Annotated in this window: 30 protein-coding genes; 3 read left to right on the forward strand and 27 right to left on the reverse strand. The window is 34.0% G+C overall.

The window, feature by feature from the left end:
• Positions 1–96 precede the first annotated feature (96 nt).
• The 16 genes from NTY12_03640 to NTY12_03715 all read right to left on the reverse strand — a co-directional run bounded on the left by NTY12_03640 (position 97) and on the right by NTY12_03715 (position 15,243).
• Positions 97–2,457, reverse strand: coding sequence for an ATP-binding protein (locus NTY12_03640; GenBank protein ID MCX6793096.1), 2,361 nt, complete (start codon positions 2,455–2,457; stop codon positions 97–99).
• A gap of 20 nt (positions 2,458–2,477) precedes the next feature.
• A complete protein-coding gene (locus tag NTY12_03645; protein ID MCX6793097.1) occupies positions 2,478–2,909 on the reverse strand; it encodes a hemerythrin domain-containing protein in 432 nt (143 codons plus the stop codon).
• Between the two features lie 5 nt (positions 2,910–2,914).
• Complete coding sequence (locus tag NTY12_03650) at positions 2,915–4,210, reverse strand: cache domain-containing protein (protein ID MCX6793098.1); 1,296 nt, start codon at positions 4,208–4,210, stop codon at positions 2,915–2,917.
• Between the two features lie 10 nt (positions 4,211–4,220).
• Positions 4,221–4,634 (reverse strand): bacteriohemerythrin, encoded by a 414-nt coding sequence (locus tag NTY12_03655; protein MCX6793099.1) that lies wholly within the window; start codon positions 4,632–4,634, stop codon positions 4,221–4,223.
• A gap of 36 nt (positions 4,635–4,670) precedes the next feature.
• Positions 4,671–5,051, reverse strand: coding sequence for a response regulator (locus NTY12_03660; protein MCX6793100.1), 381 nt, complete (start codon positions 5,049–5,051; stop codon positions 4,671–4,673).
• 69 nt (positions 5,052–5,120) lie between these two features.
• Positions 5,121–6,908 carry an ABC transporter ATP-binding protein gene (locus tag NTY12_03665; protein MCX6793101.1) on the reverse strand — a complete coding sequence of 596 codons (1,788 nt, stop codon included), beginning with the start codon at positions 6,906–6,908 and terminating at the stop codon, positions 5,121–5,123.
• A 97-nt stretch (positions 6,909–7,005) separates the two neighbouring features.
• A complete protein-coding gene (locus NTY12_03670) occupies positions 7,006–7,563 on the reverse strand; it encodes a cupredoxin domain-containing protein (GenBank protein MCX6793102.1) in 558 nt (185 codons plus the stop codon).
• A 98-nt stretch (positions 7,564–7,661) separates the two neighbouring features.
• Positions 7,662–8,204, reverse strand: coding sequence for a class I SAM-dependent methyltransferase (locus NTY12_03675; GenBank protein MCX6793103.1), 543 nt, complete (start codon positions 8,202–8,204; stop codon positions 7,662–7,664).
• Positions 8,197–8,631, reverse strand: coding sequence for an NUDIX domain-containing protein (locus tag NTY12_03680; protein MCX6793104.1), 435 nt, complete (start codon positions 8,629–8,631; stop codon positions 8,197–8,199). Before NTY12_03680 ends, NTY12_03675 begins: the two co-directional genes overlap by 8 nt.
• Entirely contained in the window at positions 8,628–10,433 is a 1,806-nt protein-coding gene (locus tag NTY12_03685) for a hypothetical protein (GenBank protein MCX6793105.1), read from the reverse strand. The genes NTY12_03680 and NTY12_03685 overlap by 4 nt, the downstream gene beginning before the upstream one ends.
• Positions 10,434–10,442: 9 nt before the next feature.
• Entirely contained in the window at positions 10,443–10,988 is a 546-nt protein-coding gene (locus NTY12_03690) for a CYTH domain-containing protein (GenBank protein ID MCX6793106.1), read from the reverse strand.
• A gap of 6 nt (positions 10,989–10,994) precedes the next feature.
• Positions 10,995–11,378, reverse strand: coding sequence for a hypothetical protein (locus NTY12_03695; GenBank protein MCX6793107.1), 384 nt, complete (start codon positions 11,376–11,378; stop codon positions 10,995–10,997).
• 21 nt (positions 11,379–11,399) lie between these two features.
• A complete protein-coding gene (glmS, locus tag NTY12_03700; protein ID MCX6793108.1) occupies positions 11,400–13,244 on the reverse strand; it encodes a glutamine--fructose-6-phosphate transaminase (isomerizing) in 1,845 nt (614 codons plus the stop codon).
• Positions 13,245–13,247: 3 nt separating this feature from the next.
• Entirely contained in the window at positions 13,248–13,745 is a 498-nt protein-coding gene (locus NTY12_03705; GenBank protein MCX6793109.1) for a nucleotidyltransferase, read from the reverse strand.
• A 55-nt stretch (positions 13,746–13,800) separates the two neighbouring features.
• Positions 13,801–14,580: a hypothetical protein gene (locus tag NTY12_03710; protein ID MCX6793110.1), complete on the reverse strand. Its 780-nt coding sequence runs from the start codon at positions 14,578–14,580 to the stop codon at positions 13,801–13,803.
• Between the two features lie 48 nt (positions 14,581–14,628).
• Entirely contained in the window at positions 14,629–15,243 is a 615-nt protein-coding gene (locus NTY12_03715) for an HAD family phosphatase (protein MCX6793111.1), read from the reverse strand.
• 152 nt (positions 15,244–15,395) lie between these two features.
• Between NTY12_03715 and NTY12_03720 the strand changes: the two genes are divergently transcribed.
• A complete protein-coding gene (locus NTY12_03720) occupies positions 15,396–15,824 on the forward strand; it encodes a hypothetical protein (GenBank protein MCX6793112.1) in 429 nt (142 codons plus the stop codon).
• A gap of 9 nt (positions 15,825–15,833) precedes the next feature.
• A complete protein-coding gene (locus NTY12_03725) occupies positions 15,834–16,028 on the forward strand; it encodes a helix-turn-helix transcriptional regulator (GenBank protein ID MCX6793113.1) in 195 nt (64 codons plus the stop codon).
• 63 nt (positions 16,029–16,091) lie between these two features.
• Here the strand turns inward: NTY12_03725 and NTY12_03730 are convergent, their stop codons facing one another.
• The 5 genes from NTY12_03730 to NTY12_03750 form a co-directional block, all read right to left on the reverse strand.
• Positions 16,092–16,511, reverse strand: a complete 420-nt coding sequence (locus NTY12_03730; GenBank protein ID MCX6793114.1) for a Type 1 glutamine amidotransferase-like domain-containing protein — start codon at positions 16,509–16,511, stop codon at positions 16,092–16,094.
• Positions 16,512–16,733 carry a hypothetical protein gene (locus NTY12_03735; GenBank protein MCX6793115.1) on the reverse strand — a complete coding sequence of 74 codons (222 nt, stop codon included), beginning with the start codon at positions 16,731–16,733 and terminating at the stop codon, positions 16,512–16,514.
• A 17-nt stretch (positions 16,734–16,750) separates the two neighbouring features.
• The gene (locus tag NTY12_03740; GenBank protein ID MCX6793116.1) at positions 16,751–17,185 is read right to left on the reverse strand and encodes a Type 1 glutamine amidotransferase-like domain-containing protein; all 435 of its coding nucleotides are present in this window, start codon (positions 17,183–17,185) and stop codon (positions 16,751–16,753) included.
• Between the two features lie 187 nt (positions 17,186–17,372).
• Positions 17,373–17,765 carry a hypothetical protein gene (locus tag NTY12_03745; protein MCX6793117.1) on the reverse strand — a complete coding sequence of 131 codons (393 nt, stop codon included), beginning with the start codon at positions 17,763–17,765 and terminating at the stop codon, positions 17,373–17,375.
• A 20-nt stretch (positions 17,766–17,785) separates the two neighbouring features.
• Entirely contained in the window at positions 17,786–18,415 is a 630-nt protein-coding gene (locus NTY12_03750) for a Type 1 glutamine amidotransferase-like domain-containing protein (protein MCX6793118.1), read from the reverse strand.
• Positions 18,416–18,639: 224 nt separating this feature from the next.
• Between NTY12_03750 and NTY12_03755 the strand changes: the two genes are divergently transcribed.
• A complete protein-coding gene (locus NTY12_03755; GenBank protein MCX6793119.1) occupies positions 18,640–20,631 on the forward strand; it encodes a TPM domain-containing protein in 1,992 nt (663 codons plus the stop codon).
• 88 nt (positions 20,632–20,719) lie between these two features.
• Here NTY12_03755 and NTY12_03760 read toward each other — a convergent pair whose 3' ends face one another.
• The 6 genes from NTY12_03760 to NTY12_03785 form a co-directional block, all read right to left on the reverse strand.
• Entirely contained in the window at positions 20,720–22,501 is a 1,782-nt protein-coding gene (locus NTY12_03760; GenBank protein ID MCX6793120.1) for a hypothetical protein, read from the reverse strand.
• A 21-nt stretch (positions 22,502–22,522) separates the two neighbouring features.
• Positions 22,523–23,632: a hypothetical protein gene (locus NTY12_03765; GenBank protein MCX6793121.1), complete on the reverse strand. Its 1,110-nt coding sequence runs from the start codon at positions 23,630–23,632 to the stop codon at positions 22,523–22,525.
• A 38-nt stretch (positions 23,633–23,670) separates the two neighbouring features.
• Positions 23,671–24,066, reverse strand: coding sequence for an SET domain-containing protein (locus NTY12_03770; GenBank protein MCX6793122.1), 396 nt, complete (start codon positions 24,064–24,066; stop codon positions 23,671–23,673).
• A gap of 79 nt (positions 24,067–24,145) precedes the next feature.
• The gene (locus tag NTY12_03775; protein MCX6793123.1) at positions 24,146–24,529 is read right to left on the reverse strand and encodes a hypothetical protein; all 384 of its coding nucleotides are present in this window, start codon (positions 24,527–24,529) and stop codon (positions 24,146–24,148) included.
• A 166-nt stretch (positions 24,530–24,695) separates the two neighbouring features.
• Positions 24,696–25,160 (reverse strand): NUDIX domain-containing protein, encoded by a 465-nt coding sequence (locus NTY12_03780; GenBank protein MCX6793124.1) that lies wholly within the window; start codon positions 25,158–25,160, stop codon positions 24,696–24,698.
• Positions 25,161–25,369: 209 nt separating this feature from the next.
• The gene (locus tag NTY12_03785; protein MCX6793125.1) at positions 25,370–26,035 is read right to left on the reverse strand and encodes an MBL fold metallo-hydrolase; all 666 of its coding nucleotides are present in this window, start codon (positions 26,033–26,035) and stop codon (positions 25,370–25,372) included.
• Position 26,036 lies beyond the last annotated feature (1 nt).

The raw sequence follows: 26,036 nt of genomic DNA on the forward strand, positions 1-26,036 counted from the left end.
TTAATATTAATAATTAATTAATACCACTAAAAGCCTGAAAAGTAAAGCATAAACCACTAATCTGGTGTTATGCAAATTGATGGTTTTTTAATAGTATTATGACAAGGCCTTAGTCCCCTCTTTTTTAACCATACCTGACAAAGGGAAAGAAACATAGAAAGTAGTTTCTTTGTCTTTAACGGATTCAAACCAAATTTTTCCGCCACCATTCTCAACAATTTTTTTAACCAGATACAAACCAATACCATTACCATCAGGATCTATATCTTGAGCATTACTAGCCCTAAAGAGTTTAGAAAATATCTTAGTCTTATCTTTTTCTGGCACTCCGGCGCCGTTGTTACATACACTAATAACAATATCATTAGCTTTCTTCTCGATAGCAATTTTAATCTTACCTTTTTCAGGTGTATATTTTATAGCATTAGAAATAAAATTTTGGAAAATAATACGCAACAAGTTTTTATCAGCCGGCACGATTGGCAAATCTTTAGAATATTTTTTTACGATCTCATGACCCTTGGCAATTATTCTTGGCTTCATTTCATCCAAAACATCTTCGCAAACTTCAGTAAATTTAACCGGCGTAGGATCAATTACAAACACACCCATTTCAATACGAGAAACATTCAACAAACTATTAATAAGCTCGTTCATTCTCTGGTTCATACCATACATTTCTGCTACAATTTCTTTTTGTTCACTAGACAATGGGCCATAGTCACCATTTTGTAACATTTCAAGATTCCAAGAAATAGAACCAACCGGAGTTTTTAATTGATGTGAAGCTAGGGAAACAAACTCAGTTTTTTCTTGATCAATTTCCTTTTGCTGCGTAATATCACGCTCTAGGCCAACAAAAAACAAAATTTGTCCTGCCTTATCTAAAACTGGTGAAACACTAATAGCCGCAATATACTCTTCACCATTTTTACGACGATTCTTTATTTCTCCATTAAAATTCTGTTTTTTATTTTTTATAATATCCCAAAACTTTTTATAATAAGCCTCAGTCATTGGTAGATGCCACAAAGAACCAGCTTTTTTACCAATAGATTCAGCCACAGTATAGCCAGTTATTTTTTCAACCATTTTATTGCCATACAAAACAATGCCATCAATATCAGTAATAACCACTTGGTCAGAAGCATTTTCAACAGCCAATTTAAACTTTTCCAAATCATTAACCAATAATTCAATTTTTGATTTTTCTTTTTCAACATCTTCTAAAATATTTAAAACAGCTTGTTTCTGACCTTCTAACTCTTGAGATTTATTATTTATGTCTCTGGTTTGTTCTTTAACCTTCTTATCAACCTCAGACCTAGATTGCTTAACGGCTGACAACATTGTATTAAAACCTTTAGCCAAATCTTCGATCTCATCATTGGTTTTAACTTCTACTTTTTGATTAAAATCACCTTGCTTAACTTTAGCAACTGCAAGCTGCAAATACTTTATTGGTTTAACAATCTTTCTTGAGATTAAAATACCAATAAATAAAAACACCAATAAGGCAACAATAAAAATAGAGGATAAAAATAAAATTAAGTTGAATCTGTAATCTAAAATATCTTTTTGATCTACTTTGGTAATAAGGCACCAATTAGTTTCTGGTATATAAGAATGAACAGCCACTACATCAATGTTACGATAATCTTTAGTAGCAACTATCTGAGAACCAAAGGTTTGCAAAAACCCTGAATAACCATTTTTAGTTACGTAATCCATTTCTTTTGGATCAAAACAAGCCGCACTATTAGTTGTCTCAACTTTCTGTTTTAGAATAACACTCTCGCCTAAAAATCGAGAAGGCGTAATAAAAAATTTATCTTTATTAATTAAAAAGTTTTCTTCTGTATTACCTAAGCCATTTTCACTTTTAAATATAGAAAAAAAATCAGATGGTAAATATCTTAAAATAGAAACACCAAGTAAAGCACCATTATCATCCAGTACTGGAGCAGAAATTGTATAAGAAAATATCTTAAGAATGTTGGAAAAATAAACATCTTTAAAATAAACACCGGTCTTCCCGTTAGTAAAATAATCTGCCGAGGCATCAATAGAACCTTCTTGAGCTTTGTCAGATGAAGCCACTATCTTACCGCTATTATCCATTATAAAAACTTCGTATATGTTAGAATCAGCTTCCTTGGTTCTAACTAAACGCTTATCTATTTTATTTTTTATAGCCTTATATTGACTAGTGGTAGTTGGCTCTTTTAAAAAATCTCTATAGACCGAAGCGGCCGCTAAAATAACCGAAGTATTTTCTTGGTCTTGAATAAATGTTCTAATATGTTCTGCTCTAGCTCGACCGCTAGCATGAAGATAAGAATAAATATTGTTCTTAATAACACTACTAGAATACAAATCGGCCACCAGACAGATCAACGCCGCAGTAAAGATAAAAACGGCTATGAAGCTAAAATTTATTTTATTTCTAATTTTCATTTTAGATTGTTAGATAAAAATTATTGATATATTTCCCAATACCCGTAAACGCCAGATTCTTCTGACTCAACTCGTAAATTTAAAGCAGAAACAACACTAGCTAACTCTTCTTTAAAAACCTCAAGCTGGCTCTCAATATCAGTCTCAGCTTTATACTTATCTAAAAAAGCCATTATTACTACACCAATTTCTTTCATTTGGTTAATAAAGTCCTCTGTCTTGGCTGTATCGATATTTCTTTCTTTCATTTTGCTTATTAGATTAGGATAAAATACTCCGTTTTCTAATTGTAGATGTTCTGGTAAATCAATTGAAAATTTTTCTAAATTATTAATAATATTCTTGATATCAGAAGCCTCACTGGTTACTAATTCTAAGGCAGCTCCAAGATCTTTTTGTAAAACCCTATGTTGACCAATCATGGTTGGGACAATATTTTCTAAATTTTCCATATAAGCTATTTGTTATTTCTAAGCTCTATAATTTCTTTTTTTAACTTAACCATTTCCAGTTCTCGACCAACCATTAATTTATTTAATTTTTCTGATTCAACTAAAGCTTTCTTAGAAACAGCTTCGGATTGTTCTAGTTTTTTAGTTTTTTCCTTAAACTTTTTTTCTAGATTATCTGCCATTGAGTTAAAGGCTGTGGCTAAATCACCGAAAATATCTTTTGATTTTATATCTATTTTTTTAGAAAAATCCCCGGCTGAGATATCCGTAGCAAATGATTTTAGTTTCCATAAAGGAGAAATAGAAAATATAATTAACCTATAGATCATTAAGGCGTTTATAGCTATAGCTAAAATAATTAAAGCCAACAGGATGGCTAAAATATTTAATACTGTAGCACTAATTGTTTCCATGCCATTTTCTGTCACTAAATAAAAAGGGTATTGGCCTAATTTATTAATATTAACAATTTCGGTTTCTCCGTCCTGTTTATCATCTATCTTAAAGCCTTGTACAGGGGTTTCTTTCCTAATAAATTCCTGAACTGGATCATATTGCAATGATGAAATTTCTTTATCAAGGAATTTTTTAGAATCTTTAAGCGTTAAACTTTCTTCAGGAGTAAGTTTGCCTAGACTCTTTAAAAACCTATCTGGTCTATTTGAAGCAATAACAATACCATATTCATCAACTAGCATTAGTGAACCCTGTTGAGCGGCTTGACTATCAACAATCGAGGTATCAATTTCTTCGCCACTAATTTTTACAACAAAAACTCCTAAAATATTACTAAGATCGTCAAAAACTGGATAAGAAAAATAATAACCAAGTTGCTTACTGGTTTTACCTAAAAGTAAATCAACTTCCGGCACGCCCTTAATACCCTCTTTATAGTAATCACGAAAACTATAATCTTGACCAACAAAACTTTTATCGGTTGAAACTAAGGCAACACCATTTTTATCTAAAAGATAAAGTGATAAATACTTATTGTCTTCCTTGGCATAATCAGAAAGAATATTTAATAACTCAAGTCTTTTTTCTTCGCTTGGCTTTAGAAGATAATTTTTTACTGCCGCGCTGCTACTAAGAATTTTAGAAAAGTTTTGATTTTTTTCAAATATTTGTACGCTCTCATGCACCTGCTCTATGCTAAGTCGATTAGTGTCCTTTATTTTTTCATTAACCAAAACACTATTTAAATAAAAATAAACTACAGCTGATACTAAAAGAGCTAAAACAATGGCTGATAATAAAATTGAACCTAGTATTTTTTTCTTTAACTTTAAATCTTTGAACATAAAAAATAATTTATTTTAAACCATGAGAGCTAAAACATTCTTTATATTTTTGATCGACTACTAATAAATGATTTATCAGCCAATCTTCTAAAAAGTCTACTAGCTCAAAGGCAAATTCTATACTGTAATCTGAGTATTTTTCTTTTAAGGCAGTTAACTTGTCATTAAACTCCTGGTGCTTCTTAATATGTTCTTCAGCCCCATCATAATTAAACTCCTTAAAATATTTTTCTTCTGTGCTAAAATGAAATATTTTATATTTTACAAGCGACTCAATAATATTACCAAGATGATCTTTCGGTGTATTGGTGTTAATCGCTTCTAGCAATTCATTAATAACAACAAACATTCGCTTGTGCTGATTATCAAGCTCTTCAACGCCTACACTATAAATCTCCTCCCACTCTAATTTATTAGTGGCCATATTTTTAATTATAAAAATAAGTAAAGCAAAAAACCTTTAGGCTACGCCTAGAATACCCTTAACCTTGCTAATTACTTCAGCTAAAGTAATATTAGATTTTGGTAAAAAATCGATAGCGCCTAAAGCTCGGGCTTTTTTCTCATCATCAGCCTGGCTAAGATTTGATAAAACAATTACCGGTAAATCAAGCTTTTGTTTTTTTATTTCTTCAATTACTTCAAAGCCATTTACTTTAGGCATGACTAAATCACACAACAATAAATCAAAGTGGTTATTTTTAATAGCTTCTAAAGCAGCTTCGCCGTCTGGCGCGCTTTCAGCCTCAAAACCACTATTTTTTAATTTCAAAACCAAAGCCCGAGAATAGGCTTTTTCATCTTCAGCAATCAATATTCGCTTGAGTTTTTGCTCTGTCATATATGACTATATTCTAACATATCCGACCTCTCAACAACACTGTTTTAGAGAAAAGTCTAGATTATAAGGCTACATTCGTAAAAATCCACCGGCCTGTAACTCCCATAAATGTCTATATAAACCCTTATCTTTTTTCAATAAATCTTCATGAGTTCCCTCTTCGGTTATACTGCCTTCATCAAGCACAATAATGCGATCCATCTTACGAATGGTTGAAAGTCGATGGGCAATAACAATGGTGGTTTTATTTTTCATTAATTCATCAAGCGCATCTTGAATTAATAACTCTGAGTGAGAATCAAGGCTTGATGTAGCTTCATCAAGAATAAGCACTGGTGCATTCTTTAGGATGGCGCGAGCAATGGCAACACGTTGACGTTCACCGCCAGAAAGTTTAATGCCGCGCTCCCCAACTAAGGTTTCATACTTCAACGGTAACTGTTCTATAAACTCATCACAGTGCGCTAAACGAGCAGCCGCTACAACCTCTTCATTAGTCGCCTCGCGTCTCCCATAACGAATGTTTTCTAACAATGACCGATGGAATAAAACCGGATCTTGCGGAACAATGCTAATAGCACTGCGCAAACTAGCTAAAGTAACTTTTTGTATATCTTGCCCATCGATTGTGATTGTGCCCTGTTTCAAGTTGTACAAACGCATAATAAGTCGAACAATAGTTGATTTTCCTGCGCCTGATGGTCCAACTAAAGCAATTTTCTCTCCGCCCGTGATACTTAATGAAATGCTTTTTAAGATTGGTCGCTCTTTAGAAAAAGCAAATGAAACATTATCAAATATTATATTACTTTTTTTTACAACTAAGGATTTAGCATTTTTAGTATCTTTAACTTCATGAGGCAAATTAAGAGTAAGGACCATCTCGCTTGAGTCAGCGTATCCTTCATAAACATTTCTGATAATTCTACCAAAGTCCCAAAGACGCTGGGCTAGGCCAATAATATAAATTTGAACCAGAACGAATGTTCCAACACTAATTAAATTCATTTGCCAAAAACGAATAGCAAAATAAAACACAAAGAATTCCACTGCCACCCAAAGAGCACCTTGAACTGCATCCATAGCATTTGATAATTGCCAAGACAAAGCTGTTGCATCAGCTTGTTTGTTTGAAACCTCTTTAAAAGAAACAGCTTCATAATCTGAGCCGACAAAAGACGACACTGCATACTGATTAGTCATAGAGTCGGCTAATAAAGCCGTCGTGGCTGAATCTGCAGCGGCTGAAGCTATATCGTATTTAACTTTCCAGCGTGAAAAGAAATAATTGCATAGCATGGTTACTACGACCCAGATAACAATAATAAAGGCAATAATTTTTTCCTGAAAATAAACAATTATAATTGTGCCGATAACTTGAACCAGTAACGGTATAAAATTAAATACAAACGTATCATAGAGTCTTTCAAAAGCTCGACTAAAACGATTGATGCGCTGAACTAGTGAGCCAGTAAAAGTATTAGAGAAAAATCCGTAAGAATGGTGTATAACATGTTCAAAGGCCATTTGCTTTAAACGCGCCATTACCTTGGACTCAAATTGGCTTAGAATCACCATACCAAAACGAAATAACAGCCAATACGCTGAATGTATTATCAAAATAGATATAATAATGCTTATTAGAGTTGGGGCTAAATCAGTTTTCACGCCACCAGATGTAAGTGCGTCAAAAAAACGCTTATCATAAAGCGGTATAAAAACAGACAAAACAGCTGAAATAGTAAAACAAAAAACCGTGGTATAAAATCCCAACTTTTGTAAGCGAATAGCTCTCCAAAAAGCTTTCGCCACCTCTCGGACCTTTGATCTTTCTATATCTTTGTCTATTGTATGCATATTTATTCAGTATAAAATATTTTATTATATTTAGCTAACTTTTAATAAAAAAGCCAGTCCCGCCAAAGCAGGACTGGCTTTATACTTTAAACAATAACTATTCAACTAACAAAACACCAATCTGACCTTTTTGGCGATGGTAACCATTACCGATACTGCAATAGAACTCAAAGGTGCCTTTTTTACTAGCTGTAAATTCAATAGTTTCACTTTCACCGGTCTTAAGGTCCTTAGTCTTAACATTGTAAGCTTCCAAAATTAAGTTGTGCATTCCACCTGAGTTAGTGAAAACAAACTTAACTTTATCACCTTGCTTAACTTTAATTTCATTTGGCGTGTAATAAAAACTACCACCAGTGATATTAAAGGTTAGCTCAGCTGCTTTATGATCAGCAACTCCAGCTTTTAACTGAACCAATTGATCAGCAGTTAACTCAGCTGGTACAACGGCTTGCATACCATTGCCTTTAGCTGGCATGTCTGACTTTGCTTGCTCGCCAGACTGGCCGCCCTTGTCTTCTCCCCATCTATTAGCAATAGATGAAGCATCACCTGATCTACGATCGTTGTTGAGGCGCATTATTGAAAAGCCCACAAAAACAATCGCTAGAACAGCAACCACAACAATTAAAATGTTGTTTTTCTTGCTATCCATATGTTTAAAAAATTAATAATTAGTAAAGTCAATCCGTAAAAGATATTTTCATAATTATACAGTTAATTAAGAACCTAGTCAACGCTCTAAGCAAATATCTATATTTTCTGCACAACTATTTTTGCTAAACCGTGTTGATGCGGCATTTCAAAACCTTTATGCGCCTTGTCATCAAGCGTGCCTTCAAAGCAAAATATAATATCAAAACCATTGAACATTCTAGATAATTCTTTTGGCTCAAAATAACAAGCAAATTTCTTTTCATTTTTAAAACTTGGATCATCAGTTGTAAAAACCTGCAGCAAAATATAGCCACCAACTTTAAGTTTAGTTTTAATATCTTTAATTAAATTGATGGCCTCGTCTTTATTAAAAAAATTTAAAACATTTTGACAAATTATGACATCAAATTCATCTTGCTCAATAACATAATCTCTAATATTGATTTTTTCGACTCTAGCTTTAAAAAATTTTAATTCTTCAATTTTATTTTTAACATGATCTAACGCTTCATCTGATTTATCAATCCCTAAGATAGAAAAGCCATTTTGCGCTAAAAATAAAAGATCCTTGCCCTGGCCACAGCCAAGATCAAGGATTTTACTGTCAGGCGAAAATTTGTCGTACATTAAATTAATCATATAGAACGGCTTCTAAATTAAATTCGGGATACAATCTAATCTTACCAGACAAAATATCTTTGATAGGCAGCCAGGTCGCTTCAAAATTAGTTGTATCAATTACATGTATTTTTTCTTTTTGATACAAACTCTTATCAACCAAATCGCCTTTGTATAAAAAAGTAATCTGATGTCCTTGCTCTCCTTTGTGAGTAAATGAATTTACTATTACTTCAATAAACGACAAGTTTTCTAAATCACTATTAAACTCTTCTCTGATTTCTCTCCGTACGGCATCCTCGGTCTTTTCCTGAAATTCAACTCCTCCACCGACGATTCTGCCAAAAGCCTGGTTTCTAATATCATCAAAACCCATGCCAACTAAAATATCTTGATTATTTCTAATAATAAGACACATGGCTTTTACTTCGGTTTGTCCTGGTTTCATAGGTGAATAGTATGATTAATAGCTTGAGCCGTTTGAGTAATCAGCGCACGTAATTCATTTTGAATACTTGTTTCATCTATAGCCTTAGCTGCTCTTATGCTTTTTTCATCAACCGTATCAAAAGTAAGATTAAATTGTGTAAATATATTTTGAACCTTAACTGAAAAATCTTCCCAAATATTTTTCAGCTGCTCTTGAGATTTATCCGGTTTATCTGCTTCAGAAGAAAACAAAGCCGCCGCCAAAACCTGAGCCTCTGGTACAAGTCTATACAAAGTAGCATCTCTAACTTCTAGACTTCGTATCTCAAGTCTACCCGAAGAAACGATATCACTATTATATTCGTCTAAATTAGGAGCTTCAGTAATTTTTTTACCAGCCTTATTAGCAGTCTTATCAAGATTCATTCTACTACTAGTTTTTCGATTAACTAAACGCTTAGGAGAAACAAAAGCATAAGTTAAAGCATTTACTAATACGTCGGCCTTAAGTTTAAAACGACTTTTAAAATCATAGTCATCACTAATTTTCTCGGCTAAATCAAGCGGAAAGCCGAGGTTTAGATGCATAGAAAAGTCGCCGTCGCCACGAATCTTTCTTGACTGATCAGCTCCCTCAGTCTCAATAAAATCGCCGCGTATTAATTCATGAGCAATTAAAGTCTGAGTTTTAGCGCTATAGGAAAAATCAGAAGCAAACTCCCAAGTTTCGTTAGTACCACCAGTTCCAGCCTGAGGAATGCCCAAATCTTTAGTTGCTTCACATAACTCCTTATCAACCTTAAAACCGTACGGAACTTCTATTTCCAAACCAACCGTAGGTAAATACATATTTTCTTCGGCTTGCTTCTCGACTTTAGCATATTGCCCTAGAATATATTTTTCTTGAGTTCCGTTAAGGAGATTAGCGCCATTACCTTTTTCTATAGCAATTAGATTATTAAAATAGTGCAACTGTAAGGCTGGTTTTATTTTTTCAGGCACATTATTAAAAGCGTTTGCCAAATCAACGGCTTCTTTAACTTTTGCCTTAACAAAATCTTCGGAAAACTGACTAGGCTTATACACTTCTCTCTTGTTTTGAATATGCTGATCAGAGTCAAGAGGATCACTTGGCCAGTCAGTGTCGTCGGTCTCGGTTGCAATGATTTGCGTTGCTGAGCCAACTAAGCTATCCGGATAATCAAACATCCTTTGCTTAGCCATTAGAGCCAACTCAATATCTTCTACACATTGTCTTCGAGAATTTACACGAGACTTTTTAACATTATTAATAAAATCATCCAGCTGCTTATTTATCTCAGCCTTCTCTTTGTAGGGTAAATTTTCCAAATCATAAAAACCCAAAATATCAAAAATACGACATCTATTAGCTCCATTCGGACTATGCCAAATTAAATCCTGTCCTAAAATTTTAGATATGGAAGCAGCGGCCCCTTTTGGAAAACAATCATCTTTATCAAAAAAATGAACTTGATCATAAAAATCTTTTAGAGTGCCTATTAAATTAAAAAGCTTCTCACTAGAACTAATGTTAGCCAGTCTTACATACTCGATTAGAGCCCCTGCCAAACTTGAGTTATCATCATACATTGCCTGAGTCTTCATCTTGTCTATAAAAGAATCTCGATGATCTCTTGTGACATCATGCTCCAAGAACTCAGCATTAAAATAATTTACAAAATCAGAAAGAAGAGCCCTGTCTTCTGAACTTAAGTCAGGAAATTTTCTAACAGCGCTTTCCAAAGCAATTTCTTTTTTAGGTTTTTCTAAGACGAGGGTGTCTTCTGCAAGATGCTCCATATATTAATATTATTTTTTAGCCTCAAATCTTTTAACAAATTCAGCCAGCTCGTTATTAGACATTAGTTTCACGTCCAATTTTTGTGCAAGTTCTTTTATCTTAAATTCTGCCTCTTCTCTCTCGCTTTCATTTTTAACCATAATTTCAAGTTCAAGATGATAACCCCAATCTTTACTATATTTCAAAGATAGCTCAACTCCGTCTAATAAATAGTTATGGCGCTGCTGAAAAGATTCTATAACATGAGTATATCCAAGTTGTTTAAATAGCTCTATAGCCACCGGGACCGAAGCTTTATCAACCGGAAACTCTATTTCTTTAAAAGCACTTCCCTGACCTATTTTTTCAAGTTTCAAAGTAATTTTAGCAGATTTTTTTGAAATATTATCAGAAACTTTTAAAAGCTTATCAGATAAAATAAAAAAATAAACATTTTTATTGTCCTCACCTAAATCTTTAGCTTGGGCCTTAAGAATTTCTTCAAGCTCTTTGTATTTATTTTCATCAAACATTGACCTAAACTCAATTTCAATATTTTTTTCTAAATTATCCATATAATATTATTTTTTAGCTAACAACTTAATTTTGCCAATATACCATTCGGCGGCTAAAGCATGATTTGGCACATGCCAAGTAGCAACAGCTTGTCCTGCTGCACGAGCTGCAAAACGCGCTGCGTCAGTTTTTGCTGCTCGAGCTGCGGCGTGAGCATCAAGTGATAATTTTCTCACGTCCGCCATACCTAAGTCCATTTTCCCCTGTCCCCAGGCTCTAATTGCCTCAATCGCCAAACGAGGACGTTTATCTTTTGAATTTTCCATTTCAAATAAATTTAAAACTCTTTCTGTTAAACGTGCTATTTTTATTGCCAGTAACTTATGTTCGCGAGAATTACGGACAACTGATTTGTAGCCTTCGAGTTCGGAAATTTCTTTAGCTTTCATAGTCATGCTTGGATTAAATCTTTATTCAACCGTCACTGATTTAGCTAAATTACGCGGCTTATCCACATCGCAGCCTCTTAAAACCGCAACCTGATAAGATAAAAGCTGCAAAGGAATAGCAGCTAAAAACGGAACTAATATTTCATCAATCTTAGGTATTTCGATAATGGTTTCGGAAACTGACTCTAATAAAGACTTAGTCCCCTCGCTCGCAATCGCAATTATCCTTGCGCCGCGTGCTTTCATTTCTTCCATGTTGCTAATCACTTTATCAAATGATTTACCTTCAGTCGCAATAAAAATAACTGGCATGCCTTCATCAATCAAAGCAATTGGTCCGTGTTTCATTTCTGCGGCTGGATAAGCTTCAGCATGAATGTATGAGATTTCTTTGAGTTTTAAAGCACCTTCTAAAGCTGTTGGAAAAGCAAAGCCGCGACCAAGATAAAAAACATCTTTAGCGGTAATAAAAGTTTTAGCTAATTCAAAAATATTACTTTTTTCTGCCAAAACTTTTTCCATCAAGTCCGGCACTGACATAAGCGACTTAAGTAAATCATTACTTCTTTTATCGTCTAATTGTTTATTTAACTTGCCCAATCGAACAGCTAGCAAAAGCAAAACTGATAACTGGGTTGTAAAAGCTTTGGTTGAAGCTACGCCAATTTCTTGACCAGCGTGAGTGTAAATCCCAGCATCTGCTTGACGCGCAATTGATGAACCAATTACATTACAGATACCAAGCACTGTGGCGCCCTTCTCCTTTGCTATCTCAATCGCGGCTAAAGTGTCGGCCGTTTCTCCAGATTGAGAAATTGCAATCACAATGTCATTTTCGTTAATCACCGGATTACGATATCTGAACTCTGAAGCATATTCAACTTCTGCTGGAATGCGAGCTAGTTCTTCAACAAAATATTCACCAGTTAAAGCAGCGTGCCAAGAAGTTCCGCAAGCTACTAAGATTATTCGTTTAGCTTTAAGAAATTTTTCTTCATACTGACTTATACCACCAAGGATTACATCAGCTGCAGCTAAATTTATTCTCCCGCGAATACTGTCGGTAATTGCTCGTGGTTGTTCAAATATTTCTTTTAACATGAAATGATCAAAATCACCTTTTTCAATGGCTGTAATATCTAATTCCAAACTTTTAACTTCAGGATGCTTTATTTCATTGGCCATGCTGGTAACAGTGTAAACTCCATTTCTTTGTAAAATTGCTACATCGCCATCATCGAGATATATGACTTGCTTTGTATGTTCGATGATCGGCGCCGCATCAGAAGCCACAAAAAATTCTTTCTCGCCGATACCAATCACGATTGGCGAACCTTTACGCGCCACAATTAATTGGTCAGGTTCATCTTGACTGATAATCGCTAAACCATAAGCGCCGGTAACTTGAGTTAAAGCTAAACGCACGGCCTCAACAGTAGAAATATTTTCTTTTTTAATACTTTCAATTAAATTGCTGATTACTTCTGTGTCGGTTTCGGATTTAAAAACATAACCGCGAGCTTCCAAAGCCTGTTTTAAAGCAGCATAATTTTCAATGATGCCGTTGTGGACTAAAACAATATTGCCACTTTGCGAAGCATGAGGATGAGAATTAACATCGCTTGGCGCACCGTGCGTTGCCCAACGCGTATGACCAATACCCAGATTATGATTAGTTCTATTTTCTTCGTCGACTAATTTTTTAAGATTCTCAACTTTACCACTTTTTTTGTAAACTAAAATATTTTCATTATTATGCAAAGCCACCCCAGCGCTATCATAGCCGCGGTATTCTAATCGTTCTAAGCCTTTAAGAATAATTGGCCAAGCTTGTTTTTCTCCAATGTAACCGACAATGCCGCACATAAATTATTTATTTAAATATTTTTTAATCGCTTCAATATCAATTGACTGATGCTCTCCGCCTAGCTCTTGTTTGTATGATAATAAATCACGTGGATCCATAATAGAAACCATAAGGCCATTAATATTAGTCACAACAGCGTCATACAAACGTCTTTCTTTAACTTTTAGCCACTGAGTCTGATCTAAATTACTCATTAACAATGTATCAACATCAGTCATATCAATCTCTTGTCCATTATAATTAACAGACAAAGTATTACAATCCCACTTCTCGTTTAAGTAATGTTTTGGCCCGGCTGTAATAAAATCTGAGGCTTCGGCAATAATAGCATCAAAATATTTTCCAGACAAAGAAATATCTATGTCATTTACTTCTCGCTCTGATCCATAAACTTTAGCCGCCAAGCCACCACCAATTTTATAAGGCACATTATTCCTCTCAAGAATATCAACTATCCAACGTAAACCTTCTATTTTTTTTTCTTCCAACTTTATTTCCATAAACAATTATAACTTAGCTCTCTTTAGCGAAAAGATTGATAACTGATAATAAAACCTAATTAACAAAATCAAGTATAGTCTTAAAAGCAATTTCGTAATTTTCTTTTCGAATTGACTGTCGCTGCGTTCCTAGCAGCTCAAAAGACTCATCAGTAACCAATTGATTTTCAACCAGATTTTCAGCGGCAAACAATAGTGCGGCCGATGGAACATTAAAATGATTGGACACTGCAAAAATTGTTGAAGACTCCATATCAACCCCTACATAACCTTGCTCTGACCAATCATCAACATCCTCTTTGGTTTCAGCTAGCATGGCTTGAACAGTCATTAGCTTTCCTTCGTGAATCTTTTCTCGATGTTTAATCTTTTCTTTAATAGCATTAGATAAAACTATATCTGATTCATAAACAAAAGAATCATTGTCACGATTATACATTCGAGTTGAACTTTCATTACCATAACTTGCTGTAGGAATAATTGTGTCAGTTGTGACTATACCTTTTTGCAAAGCACCGCAACTGCCTATCAGAATATTAGCATCTGAGCCAAGCAAACAGGCAACATGAACTAATTCGCTTAAATAAGCTGTGCCATAAGCCACGTCAAACCAAATACGTTTACCGTTAATTATGAAACATTTTATTTCATTAAAAAATTCATCATTAATTTTTTCTTCGCTGTAAGCTAGCCCTAATTTATCAAGCGCTTCGTGCAAATGACGATACCCTTTGGCTTTAGGATTTGTGCCTGAAACAATAAGACCGTCAACTCTATAAGTCGATTCAACTTTAAGAATTCTTTGAATATCTTGTCTAGTTAAACTCTTGTACATATTAAACAATTTATGCAAATAAATTTTCCGATATTGTTAAAAAATAACTTAGACGTCGTCTTCCTCTAATACATTATTTAGATCGGCAATACATTGCTCGGAGTTATTAAACAATACACTATTTATACCAAGAGAAAGTGCGCCCTCAACATTTTCTTTTAAATCATCAATAAAGACTGTCTCCTGCGGACTTACTTTGAGTTTCTCTAAGGTGTGTTGATAGATGCGCGGATCAGGTTTTCTCATTTTTACATCATAAGAACTGACAACAACATCGAACAAGCTAGAAATATTAAAAACTTCTTGTAAATACTTTTCTAGTCCTGAAGTGAAATTTGACAGCAAGCCAATTTGATATTTTTTTTTCAATTCAACAATATATTTTTCTATTTCTGGACGAAGACTCATTAGTGAGTTAGCCTCATCGTAAATCATATTAAGTTCATCAAGGTTTAGACTAATAGCAGGCTTTGTTTTCTCAAAAAAGTCTGTTACTGAACTAAAATCACCCACCATAGCGCCTCGCGTATATGATTCAAATAAATTATGTATAGCCCCGCTCTCTAGGCCTTTAAGTTCTTCGTATTTACTGTAAGTCTTTTCAAAGCCTTCTCTCCATTCCACGATAGGCCCACCAAAATCAAATATAATAGCTTTTATCATAAACATTCATTATATGCGGGTTATTTTAACTCAATTTATAGGTCCTGTAAAGTTATCCACAGACAACGCTTGACGCTAAATTAAAACAAAGGTATATTAAATGTAATATATTTTTTACGTATAAAATATATTACTATTATTAAGTAAACTATATGTTAGGAAAACCATCATGGTTCATGCGCCGAAAATATACAGGTTGGGGCTTTACGCCTAGAACCTGGCAAGGTTGGGTTTATATTTTAGTCATGATTCTCCCCTTTATTCTAATTACCAAGCTTGGTGATTTTGGTAAACTCGGATTAACCTTCATGATTATTTGGGCCCTAATTTTTGCTTTTGATTTCATCCATATCTTATTAAACTTAAAAATGGACGAAAGAGAAAAAATTCATGAAGCTATTTCTGAGCGTAATGCACTTTGGATAATCATTCTTGTTTTGATCGCTGGACTTGGCTATCAGACTGCTATTGGTGTTGCCGCACAAAATACTTTGACTGCTGATCCAGTAATTTTAGCAGCCCTAGTTGCGGGAACGATTGCAAAAATTATTTCTAACATTTATCTTGATAGAAAAGATTAAATAAATAACATGGAAACTAATATCGCCTATTATCGCGAGAAGCTGGGTCTAACACAGGAAAAGTTAGCAGAAATTATTGGCGCAACTCGTCAAACTATTATTTCCTTAGAACAAGGACGCTATAATCCTTCCCTGCTTCTGGCTCATAAAATTACCAAAGCCTTACAAAGAAAAAATATAGAAGAGGTTTTTATCATAAAATAATAATTTCTATAAAATAAAACGCCGCAAACCACGAAGGGTTTACGGCGTTTTATTGTTTTTTAATTATTTTAGCAATCTCTCACCTGACTGATCTATTATTATTACTTCTCCATCGCTTAATGTTTTATACGGAATATTATTTTCTTGATAATATTCCACTTCTTTATCCGTACTAGCTGATTCAGGATGATCTGATTTATAATGCACAGCCACGTTATAATCAATTAAGCCAAGTCCATCCCAACTAAATTCTTTTTCGTAAGACAGAGGAACAACATTAGGGTCATCTACAATATCAACACCAAGCAGGGTCGGCGCCGCAAGACAAACAGCGGCGCTAAAACCAGCGTACACTATTTGATTATTCATAACAGCTTCTTTTATAGCTTTACCAAAACCACTCTGTTTAAAAGCGCGCTGAAGAATAAAAGCATTGCCACCATGAATCCAAACAAGACCAAAATTTTTAAGATGCCTTTCTATTTACTCTGGCTTACTAAAATAATCACGCAAATCTAGCTCGCTAGCTTCAATTCCGAGTTCTAATAATTTTTCAATCTGATTTTGTGTGCTTAAGCTCCGACGCTCAGGGTCACCATAATCAACCGCATTCATAATAACAGCCGCTTTTTTATTTTCGCCCAGCAATTTAACTAACTCTTCAGGATGATTACCAAATTTATATGATGATAAATAAAGTTTCATAATCTTTGTATGCTAATTTATTTTTCTATAACAATAAAGTCGCCTTCCTCTAGTGCATAAATAGGTAAAGATTTGTCACCATAAGATTCAAGCTCCTTATAAGCTTTTTCCCATTCAATTACCCCGCGGGGATCGTCGTCTCCATAATTAGATTTATAATGAGAAATAAATTTAATTGGTAGAATTCCTAGACCATCCATATTTTTTCTCCAATCACAAGTCCAAAAATGCTTGACCATTACGTTTGATCCAGCTGAGTTTGTAACAATAACTTTATCCTTAAAAACCTCAGATAAATTAAACTGTTTTAACCAATATTGGATAAGATGATCGTCGCCGCCTTTAATATTTATTACATCTGCATTTTTCACCTGTTCTTCAAAAGTATCCGGCAAAGCCATCTGAAAGACAGGATTAATATCACTCGGAAATGAATTTTTAAAAGTAATCATATCATCTGTAAATTTCATTTCCCAGACCTCTCTGGCTTGAGCAAAATAACAAACAAGAAAACGCGGATTTTTATCTATCCCCTTAAAGACTTCTGAATAAAGAATTTTCGCCTTTTCAGGGTAGTTCCTTACTCCGCTAGAACTTAAGACATATTTGTCATCTGATTATTATCTTATTTATAAATATTTATACATTTTGTCTAATAAAAGCAGCTGGCTCTTCTAATGGTCTCTTCTCGTTGTCCCACAAAAAAGTCTTGATTCCAACTGAGCGAGCACTCTCAACCGCTTCAGGACTATGCTCGAAATAAACAACATCATCTGCTTTTAATTCAAAATGCCCTAGCATCTTCTTATAATATTCTGAATCTATTTTATCTGGATTATGTTTTAAGGTAAAAAATTCATACGGCATATTATTCAAACCATATTCTTCAAACTTTTCATCACTAGCGTTAGTAAGAATTATTTTCTTATTTGGAAACTCGTCCAACATTTGCCGCATAGGCTCAAAAATCTTAAAACCATCTTGGCTCTCGATAATAAAGGCAAATACTGCATCAACTAATATTGTTTTCATAATTTCTTTATTAAAATATTTTAATTTAAAATAATCTCCGGTCCACCGATAAAAGTTTCTTTACCGTCTTCTAAGAGGATAGCTTGTTCATCTGTTAGCAAACGAATCTTTTTACCTGTTTCTTCTATAATTTTTTTCAAATCATCATCCATAGTTTTTACATAATGCGGACGGACTAAATAAGGTACATAAGCGAATGCCGTAAAATCCGACACGCCATACCAATTTCTCCCCTTTTTCAAAGATGCAAGAACGATACTCGGCGACATCAGATGTGAACCACTACTACAACCTACATAGATTAAACCTTTAGCCAATAAATCTTTTAAAATTTTTTCAAAGCCAGTTTCTCGGGCGTACTTAATTAAATAGAATGGATTTCCTCCCTCAACTTGAATTACATTCTTATCTTCAAAAAATTTATAGATCTCTTCCGTGGATTTATCTTTAATATCCATTTCTTCAAAATAAATGCCTGCTTTTATCATCTCTTGCCTATACTCTTCCATATAGGCTTTGAAATTTTCATCCTGTGCGCCTTTAATAGCAGTAGTAATTCTGCCGATACGAAGCTTATCTTTAGGAATGCCTAAATGATTATATCCTTCTTTAATTAGAAATTTCTCCTTTGAAGCTAGCAATATTTTCATAGGTCTTCAATAGATTTAGGGCCAATTTATGACTATTTTTATACTAGCATAACAGGGCTTTTTAGACACTAGATAATATAAGCCAAATAGTTGACAAAAATCAATATTTATGATATTTTATTAAATCGCTTCTTTGAAAAAATGGTCATTAAGTTGATTGTCTGTTGCCTCTTAAAGCAAGCGACTTCGGACAATCAACTTAATTTAAAACCAAAATAAAAAACATGAAAAAAATCATTGTTGTGTTACTTTGCGTTATTTGCATCGGTCTAAGCGGACAATTATTCGCTCAACCTGACTGTTCGAAACTTCCTTCTAAACATGTTCCGCCCTTGGCGGTTAATGATTTAGCAGGAATCATAGATCAGAACGTGCAACAATCTCTTGAAAAACAATTGTGTGACTATTTTAATCAAACCACAATTGCCTTAGTGGTTGTTACGGTAACAAGTCTTAATGGTCAAGATATAGAATCCTACACTCAAGATTTATTTGACTGTTGGGGACCTGGCGGTAAAAACAACGCCGGAATTATTTTTCTAATTTCTTTAAAAGACCGTAAAGTAAGAATCCATACTGGTTATGGAATTGAAGGGACACTGACAGATGCGGCTTGTAAAAAAGTTATCAGCGATATAACTCCCTTGCTTACAAAGGGAGATTATAGCTCAGGGACTGCTAAGTGCGTTAATGAGATACTCGCTATTACCGGTCCGCAAAGTTGGGAACAGCGAATGGAAGCAGAAAAAATTAGAAAAGAAGAAAGAGAAAAAATGCTTGCTCAAAGTAAGGATACGGTTATCTTCGTATCCGTGATCTTAGTCTTAACTGTTATTATTTTCTTCGGCGTCAGAATGTTACTCAGGAAAATTAAAGTCAGTAAATTGCGCCAAGGAATCAAGCAAGGAATAAAAGAGCAAGAGAAAGAAATACAGAATGCTCACAAATTAATCAATGAGCTAAAAAATGATTATGAAAAAGCACCTTCATGGGCAAGAAATGAAGCTAATGAGCATATGAATAGTGCTAACAATAACCTTGAAATAGCTGAAAGATTACTAGTCGACGCTCAGTCTCTCATTATCGAAAATATTAACATGGCTGATGACAGACTAATAGAAGCGCGCAGCCTAATTGATAAGGCTGAATATAATTTCAGTAAAACCAACGAGAGCCTGCGTCAAAAAATTGTAACCTTATCTAAGAAAGCCCCGGTAGTAGCTCAAGATGCTAAAAATGTTTTGTTAAAAAATATTGAGCATACTCAAATCTTAATTAGCCAGGGCTATCTATTTAACGAATTTCTAATAAGACAAGCCGAGCTTAATATATCTCTTAAAAAGAACATGGAGCATCTTGGCGATATAGAATATGCTCCTGTCATCTGCAGGGAAAGTGAGATTATTATGAGAAAGTCGGATGAAATAATTAAGGCAATCGATAAAACTGTACAAATGCAGAAAGAAATCGATAGCAATCTTACAGGTAAAATTAAACAAGCGACTGAGTTGCATAAAAAATCGAACGACTTAGAAAAAATTCTTAACAGCTATAAAGAAAAGTATCCTAAGAATGTCTGGCGAGAAACAGCTAATGCTTTCTCTATTCTTAAAGAAGCTAGTACACCAGAAAAATTGAACTCGCTACTCGATAGTGTTGCCGAACTTAACAGCATGAAGAATCAGAGATTCAGCTTAGCGGCTAAAAACTACACCGATTTAACAGAGATGATAGATAGCACCAAGCTTATCTATAGTAAAATAAGCGAAATACAAAATTTACAAGAACGGTCCAGGAAAAACTACAATGCAAAATATTCCGAGACCGAAAGCATGGTGGTTAAAGCATTAAACAAAATAAAAGACTCTGATGTTAGTAGCCGAACAAAAAGCGCAGCTAAAAACAGCTCTGTACTATTAAGCAAAATTAAAATAGAAGCCGAGGCTTGTCTGGTTGATTGGCTATCACTGGTAAACGAACTCGATACTATTTACCAGCAAGCTGAAGACGCCTATAACCAAGCGGAGAATGAAATAGAAAAAGCGGAAAAAGAAAGAAAAAAAGAGGCCAAGAAAAAAGCAAAAGAAAGAGAATCTTCTTATTACGCAAGCTCAAACTATTCATCTACCAATTCCGACTCTGGCGGCCTTAGCGGCGGCTTCGGTGGCTTTGGTGGCGGCATGAGCGGCGGCGGCGGAGCTTCTGGCGGTTTCTAAAAGAACATTAAACAAAAGCACATGAATAAACCCCTGAGATAAACTTCAGGGGTTTTTAATTTTTTCAGGAAAATATACATTTTTAATTTTACATTTTTCTACTACCTAAAATATAATCTTTATCAACAGAGCCCTTTATCTGAAATTCCGGCTTAAATGGCATGACAATATTATTGTCTAACAACTTCTTAATCCACTGAGGGAAGGGTTCTAAATCTACTAAGTGTTCAAAATTATAAATTCCATTATTAACACACTCCTCAATCGCAGCTTCATAATCCCCTTCGTATTTATTAGCTAATAATAAAGCACTAGAATAATCAATGAAGTATTCAACATAGTCATTAAACTCTAAAACATGACGAGCATAAAAACTTCTATTACTTATCGTGCTTACTGCATTATCATATAAGGCCACTCTAGTCTGAGACTGAATTTCGGGATTTTTCATGTCAAATTCATAAACAAAATCTCGTCCTGCTAGGAAACTATCTGATTTTTTATTATGAGAGCTAAAAGCAAAAACTCGATTAAGCTTACCTAGCTCTTTATCGTTATTAAGGTGAGCTGAATTAACTTCGGAATTATTATTACTAAGCTCTGCTTGAGTAGACTGAGGGTTTATTTTATCAATTTGAGATCCTCCAAAATGATAAACTGTTTCAAAAAATTTATGAGCAAAACTGCGAATAGTCTTGCGCATAGTTTCAAAATCATCCAGCGATATTTTCTCGTTCTTTAAAAAAACTAATATTACTTCACGTAATAAATCTAGGTTTTCTTTTGATACTTCAGGCGAGCCTTGCTCTAAATATGAATCAAGAGTTTTAACTTCATCTATTTTTGAAAAACTTCCGCCTAAGGCTGTACATATTTCCTCGATATTTAAATTGAGCGCTTCGGCATCATTATATAACCACATCTTGCCGCGAATAATTTTACCCTGAAATTTACTACCTAAGGTGGCTTTAATTTCCTGCTCAGCTAAATCTTTATCTTTCAAAGTAACGGCAAAACTTTTTTGAGGAGTAAAATTTATTATTCCATCATGCCTAACATAAGCTGCCGACGAACCTGTTTTTAGCTCATTATTCTGGTTAATAAGAACGCTACCATACTTAGTTTCAACTACCTTACCTTCCTTTTCCATCTTATCAAGCACAGCCATTGATTCATCAACTATTCCCTGTTGTTTCTTGGCCGCGTCTACTAAATCATATTGAGCAAACTCTTCCAGAGAAAGCTCGTCTGTTGCAGACTCATGATCTTTAAAATACTTTAAGATTGTTTCAAAAGTTAAGTCTCTTTGCAGGCCTAATATAGTTTTACCACTTTTTAAAAATTCAACTGCCGGCAATCTTCTGTTATCTATATCAGTTACAAATTTAACTAGACGATCCATTGCCTCGGTCTTTTCAATAATTCCTAAATCAGACATCGCGCTATAAACTACTTCGGTTATTGAAGTCACATCTTTAGTATTCGGATCATGATGATCAAAAAAAGCAGTGTCAGTTGCTTCGTCATAAACTGCACCAAATTTATCACCGGTATCAAGATTGATTGCTCCTGCCAAGAATTCACCTGGTTTAACATATTTTAGATTACTTACATCTACTCCGCAGGAATCTAGCAAGCTTAAAGCTGAGCGACCATCTAAATCAGTAAATGGTCTTAAAACTTGTTTCCCTTCTTTAGGGTCAAATTGCAAAACACCTGAAACAGCAAACTCTTTCCAAAGTTCTTTGGTTTTTTGGCTGAACTTTTCATTACCCTCTGCTTCAGTCATGGCATTCAATTCTTCCCAGGAAGATATCTTGCCTAAAGTAATTTCAGCAGCAGATCTGGAATATTCTAAATTACTCTTCATATTTTTATAAACTAAATCAATTTAGCTACGGCTGAATCTAATTCCATTAATTAATTTTTCAATATTATCAATCAATTCCTTGCCGTTTTCCATCTCAATAATTTTGTTTTCATATTCCTTTAAAAGCTCGGGTGTAATAACTTGTCCTTTTACTTCAAGTGGTTTTGATAAATCAATTTGATCAAACACCTTCTTAAAAGACGCCGGGGTTCTATCAGAATCTCTAAGCGAGGTAACTACTTTTAATTCTTCTTTCATGCCTATAACTTTTTTATGATTATTATTTGCATAGTCTGATAAATCTTTTCCAAACCGAGGATCCTCACCGGAGCTTGCATCAATTAATCCTCCAATCACTGCTGTTTCAAAACTTTTACTTATCATATTGGCGCCTGAAAAAGTTGTTTTCAACAAACCCGATTCTATCTTTCCTTTCTTTAAACTTCGATTAAAAAGTTCCCATTTTTTAAGCATAAGAAAGCGATTGATTTTCTCTTGTTGCTCTAATTTTTTATCAGGATCTTTTAAGTCTAAATCAACCTCATATACGAGCCCGCCAGCAATTCCAATAACATCTGGTGATTCTTTAAAAATGTTTTGCACTTTTATCAAATAGTCTGGATCATCAAAATGCGTATCAGCATCCGTCTGAATTAAAATTCCGTTTTTATTGTTTTCGTAGAATCGTTTACTAGCTTCCGCAACTCCTCTATTACGAGCCTTTCCGACATTACAATCTTCTATTTCATGACCTTTTGAACTTTTATCAATAACATAAACCGGAAGATCTTCAATCGAGCGCAGCATGTTTATAGTTTCCAAATTTTTTGCACGTATTAATTCATCGCCTAGATCTTCAGAAATTAAATCATTATTAACAACATAAAGAATTTCATACTTTGTTGAATCTATTGATTGTTTTCTAAAAGAATCAATTTGTTTTTCTAATCGTTCATTATCTTCATTATAAACTGGTACAACGATAGAAAACTCACAATCTTGATTTTGAGGCGAGCTGATTCTTTCTTCGTTATTTAATTTAGAGTCCCAATATTCATTTGATTTCTTCAATTTTTCAATATCAGAAAATTCTTTATTCTCGTTATTTAGACTGATGATAATTTCTTTCATAGTATACGCTAAGGCTACTTAATGTTATCGAAAATAATTTAGCTAATAACACCCCTTCTCTTTAAATCACCTTCTGACTCAAATTCAAGATAATTCTGAGTTAATTCCTCTCCTGCTTTTACATCTTTAACTGCGACCAAATATGCATCACTATGGTTAGGATCCTGAGCGACTGTTCTATTGGTAGAATGATTAATAAAATGCGACACATCAAAATCTACATGCCATTTTTGAGTTGGTTCATCAAAAAAACCCCACCATCTGATTTCTGCTTTTTCTTTTTCGTCTAGAGAATCAAATTGTTCCTGAGTAATATTTACATCCAGCGCGGGACTAGGCGTATATATAAGCGCTCCTTTAATAATATCTTCGGCCGCAAAAAGACCTATGCCATGCAGACTAGATTTATCAAGTCTATATTTAATATGTATCATAAATTTATTTGCTGACTACCCTGAGCAAGAACCATAATCGGTAAAGCCCAGCAAGGCTATTAATAAAACTTTTGCCTTATTATTTTGATGATCCTTGGGCACTAATGAATCTTTCTTTAAGTAAATCAAATCTTCTTAACGTATCCGGGTAATTCAATATTGAATCGCGAGAAGATATGGTTCCTGTTAAATCTTTGTAAGATAAATCATCGTACTGCTCTGCGGTAAAATCTATATCCTTATTATCAATTTTGTTCCAAATATGAGATTTAATATATGGATATTTAGTATTACCACTTATTGAACCTTTTACTAATTCTCCTCCAAATATTTCTTGTGCTAAAAGAGAAACAACTGCACAATGACCCCATAGTGGGTTATCCAAATTCCATCCATTGGGATCAAAAGATGTTTCATCACTTGCCACTTCTTTTATAATTCTTAAAAATTCTTCTTGGTTCATATTTAATGACGTATCTCGTGCTAACTCAACTTGACTTGCAAATCCGGAGCCCGCCCTGAGCGGGCGAAAGATTGCTGACCACCCTGAGCAAGAACCATAATCGGTCAGGCCCATTAAGGTATTTTTTAATATTTATATTCTACCATAACGACGCCTTTTGAGCTTATTATTGATTTTTAAGATTAGTACGCTCTCCTATTTCCCTGAGATAATCAAGAACTTTCTCTTGTTGTCTCCCTATTGCATCACTTAACTTTAAATATTCACTAAGTATCATTAAAAAAAATTCCTGACCCTCGTCTCCAAAAACAATATCACTTTCTTTTATATTTAATGGTTTGGTTACAATAAAATATGCTTCTTTGGTTGGATCTATGAAACTCATATACTGCTTGCCATATTCAATATCATTTTGATCAACTACCAATCCAAACTCCTCCTTCACTTCTCTACTGAAAGTATCAAAAGGAGATTCATTATTTTCCTTACCGCCTCCGGGCAAATCAATACATAATGGGAAATTACTCGTCTTATTGTCTCTTCTGTATACAAGTATTTTTTTACCAATAAAAACAAGTCCTTTAACACCATGGAAATTTATATTAATATCAAAAATTCTTTGATCAATCATGGTTTTATTAAATACTTTTTGTGCTAGCTCAACTTGACTTGCAATTCCGGAGCACGCCCTGAGCGGGCGAAAGATTGCTGAACACCTCGGTTTAGAACCGAGATTATATTAACATTATAAGGGGTTTTTGAAAGCTTGGCAAATAGGTTGTTTAACCCTCCTCAGACGAAGCAAAATTAGACAAATTAGACACTGCCTATGTTATAAGTTTAAAACTCATAAAACACAGCTTCTTCAGATGGTTTCTTGCCATTAATAATAGCCCCCGAATGACCAGGTATTATAATATCAAAATTATACACAATCTCTTTTTTCGTTTTAATTAATGCGGAAACACTGAACGGCACAACATCAAAAGATGTAATATTTTTGTAATCTTTATAGGTTTTGATTGCGTCTCCTGCCACTATACAATGTTTATTCTTCATTTTAAAAATTAAAGAAGAATGCCCTGAAGTGTGGCCTATGGTCTCTATGGCAGAAACATTTTTTGAAATATTAAATTCACCATTAAATAAAACTAAATTTTTTGAGGAAACTATGTTTTTAAAATATTTGAATGTATATACATCTTCCTTCTTAATTTTATCTAAACATAGGAATTCTTTTTCATTAAGATATATCTTAATACCCTTCTTTACAAATAAATCAATATTCAAACAATGATCATAATGTAAATGCGAGATAAAAACCTTATTTATTTTATATTTTTTTAACGTGTCAATAATTTTTTCTCTTACTGCATAGTGTCCAACATCAAAAAGAATAACATCCTTACCATCCTTAATTAAAGAAATTGAGCAGTAACCAATTCCACCAAATTTTGTTTTTAACGGAATGCCAGGAATAATAACTTTTACTATAGGTTGTGACATA

It is taken from the genome of Candidatus Falkowbacteria bacterium (assembly GCA_026396835.1).
Taxonomy (GTDB): Bacteria; Patescibacteriota; Patescibacteriia; order Patescibacteriales; family Patescibacteriaceae; genus Patescibacterium.

Bases quoted from the DNA above. Each gene is read 5' to 3' on its own strand.
- NTY12_03685 (MCX6793105.1), bottom strand. From the start codon at position 10,433: ATGGAGCATCTTGCAGAAGACACCCTCGTCTTAGAAAAACCTAAAAAA.
- glmS (MCX6793108.1), bottom strand. From the start codon at position 13,244: ATGTGCGGCATTGTCGGTTACATTGGAGAAAAACAAGCTTGGCCAATT.
- NTY12_03755 (MCX6793119.1), top strand. From the start codon at position 18,640: ATGAAAAAAATCATTGTTGTGTTACTTTGCGTTATTTGCATCGGTCTA.
- NTY12_03715 (MCX6793111.1), bottom strand. From the start codon at position 15,243: ATGATAAAAGCTATTATATTTGATTTTGGTGGGCCTATCGTGGAATGG.
- NTY12_03645 (MCX6793097.1), bottom strand. From the start codon at position 2,909: ATGGAAAATTTAGAAAATATTGTCCCAACCATGATTGGTCAACATAGG.
- NTY12_03650 (MCX6793098.1), bottom strand. From the start codon at position 4,210: ATGTTCAAAGATTTAAAGTTAAAGAAAAAAATACTAGGTTCAATTTTA.
- NTY12_03720 (MCX6793112.1), top strand. From the start codon at position 15,396: ATGTTAGGAAAACCATCATGGTTCATGCGCCGAAAATATACAGGTTGG.
- NTY12_03775 (MCX6793123.1), bottom strand. From the start codon at position 24,529: ATGAACCAAGAAGAATTTTTAAGAATTATAAAAGAAGTGGCAAGTGAT.
- NTY12_03710 (MCX6793110.1), bottom strand. From the start codon at position 14,580: ATGTACAAGAGTTTAACTAGACAAGATATTCAAAGAATTCTTAAAGTT.
- NTY12_03740 (MCX6793116.1), bottom strand. From the start codon at position 17,185: ATGATTACTTTTAAAAATTCATTTCCGAGTGATATTAATCCTGTCTTT.
- NTY12_03665 (MCX6793101.1), bottom strand. From the start codon at position 6,908: ATGCATACAATAGACAAAGATATAGAAAGATCAAAGGTCCGAGAGGTG.
- NTY12_03705 (MCX6793109.1), bottom strand. From the start codon at position 13,745: ATGGAAATAAAGTTGGAAGAAAAAAAAATAGAAGGTTTACGTTGGATA.
- NTY12_03680 (MCX6793104.1), bottom strand. From the start codon at position 8,631: ATGAAACCAGGACAAACCGAAGTAAAAGCCATGTGTCTTATTATTAGA.
- NTY12_03690 (MCX6793106.1), bottom strand. From the start codon at position 10,988: ATGGATAATTTAGAAAAAAATATTGAAATTGAGTTTAGGTCAATGTTT.
- NTY12_03640 (MCX6793096.1), bottom strand. From the start codon at position 2,457: ATGAAAATTAGAAATAAAATAAATTTTAGCTTCATAGCCGTTTTTATC.
- NTY12_03655 (MCX6793099.1), bottom strand. From the start codon at position 4,634: ATGGCCACTAATAAATTAGAGTGGGAGGAGATTTATAGTGTAGGCGTT.
- NTY12_03765 (MCX6793121.1), bottom strand. From the start codon at position 23,632: ATGAAAGAAATTATCATCAGTCTAAATAACGAGAATAAAGAATTTTCT.
- NTY12_03675 (MCX6793103.1), bottom strand. From the start codon at position 8,204: ATGATTAATTTAATGTACGACAAATTTTCGCCTGACAGTAAAATCCTT.
- NTY12_03780 (MCX6793124.1), bottom strand. From the start codon at position 25,160: ATGATTGATCAAAGAATTTTTGATATTAATATAAATTTCCATGGTGTT.
- NTY12_03770 (MCX6793122.1), bottom strand. From the start codon at position 24,066: ATGATACATATTAAATATAGACTTGATAAATCTAGTCTGCATGGCATA.
- NTY12_03725 (MCX6793113.1), top strand. From the start codon at position 15,834: ATGGAAACTAATATCGCCTATTATCGCGAGAAGCTGGGTCTAACACAG.
- NTY12_03735 (MCX6793115.1), bottom strand. From the start codon at position 16,733: ATGAAACTTTATTTATCATCATATAAATTTGGTAATCATCCTGAAGAG.
- NTY12_03750 (MCX6793118.1), bottom strand. From the start codon at position 18,415: ATGAAAATATTGCTAGCTTCAAAGGAGAAATTTCTAATTAAAGAAGGA.
- NTY12_03745 (MCX6793117.1), bottom strand. From the start codon at position 17,765: ATGAAAACAATATTAGTTGATGCAGTATTTGCCTTTATTATCGAGAGC.
- NTY12_03760 (MCX6793120.1), bottom strand. From the start codon at position 22,501: ATGAAGAGTAATTTAGAATATTCCAGATCTGCTGCTGAAATTACTTTA.
- NTY12_03660 (MCX6793100.1), bottom strand. From the start codon at position 5,051: ATGACAGAGCAAAAACTCAAGCGAATATTGATTGCTGAAGATGAAAAA.
- NTY12_03785 (MCX6793125.1), bottom strand. From the start codon at position 26,035: ATGTCACAACCTATAGTAAAAGTTATTATTCCTGGCATTCCGTTAAAA.
- NTY12_03695 (MCX6793107.1), bottom strand. From the start codon at position 11,378: ATGAAAGCTAAAGAAATTTCCGAACTCGAAGGCTACAAATCAGTTGTC.
- NTY12_03670 (MCX6793102.1), bottom strand. From the start codon at position 7,563: ATGGATAGCAAGAAAAACAACATTTTAATTGTTGTGGTTGCTGTTCTA.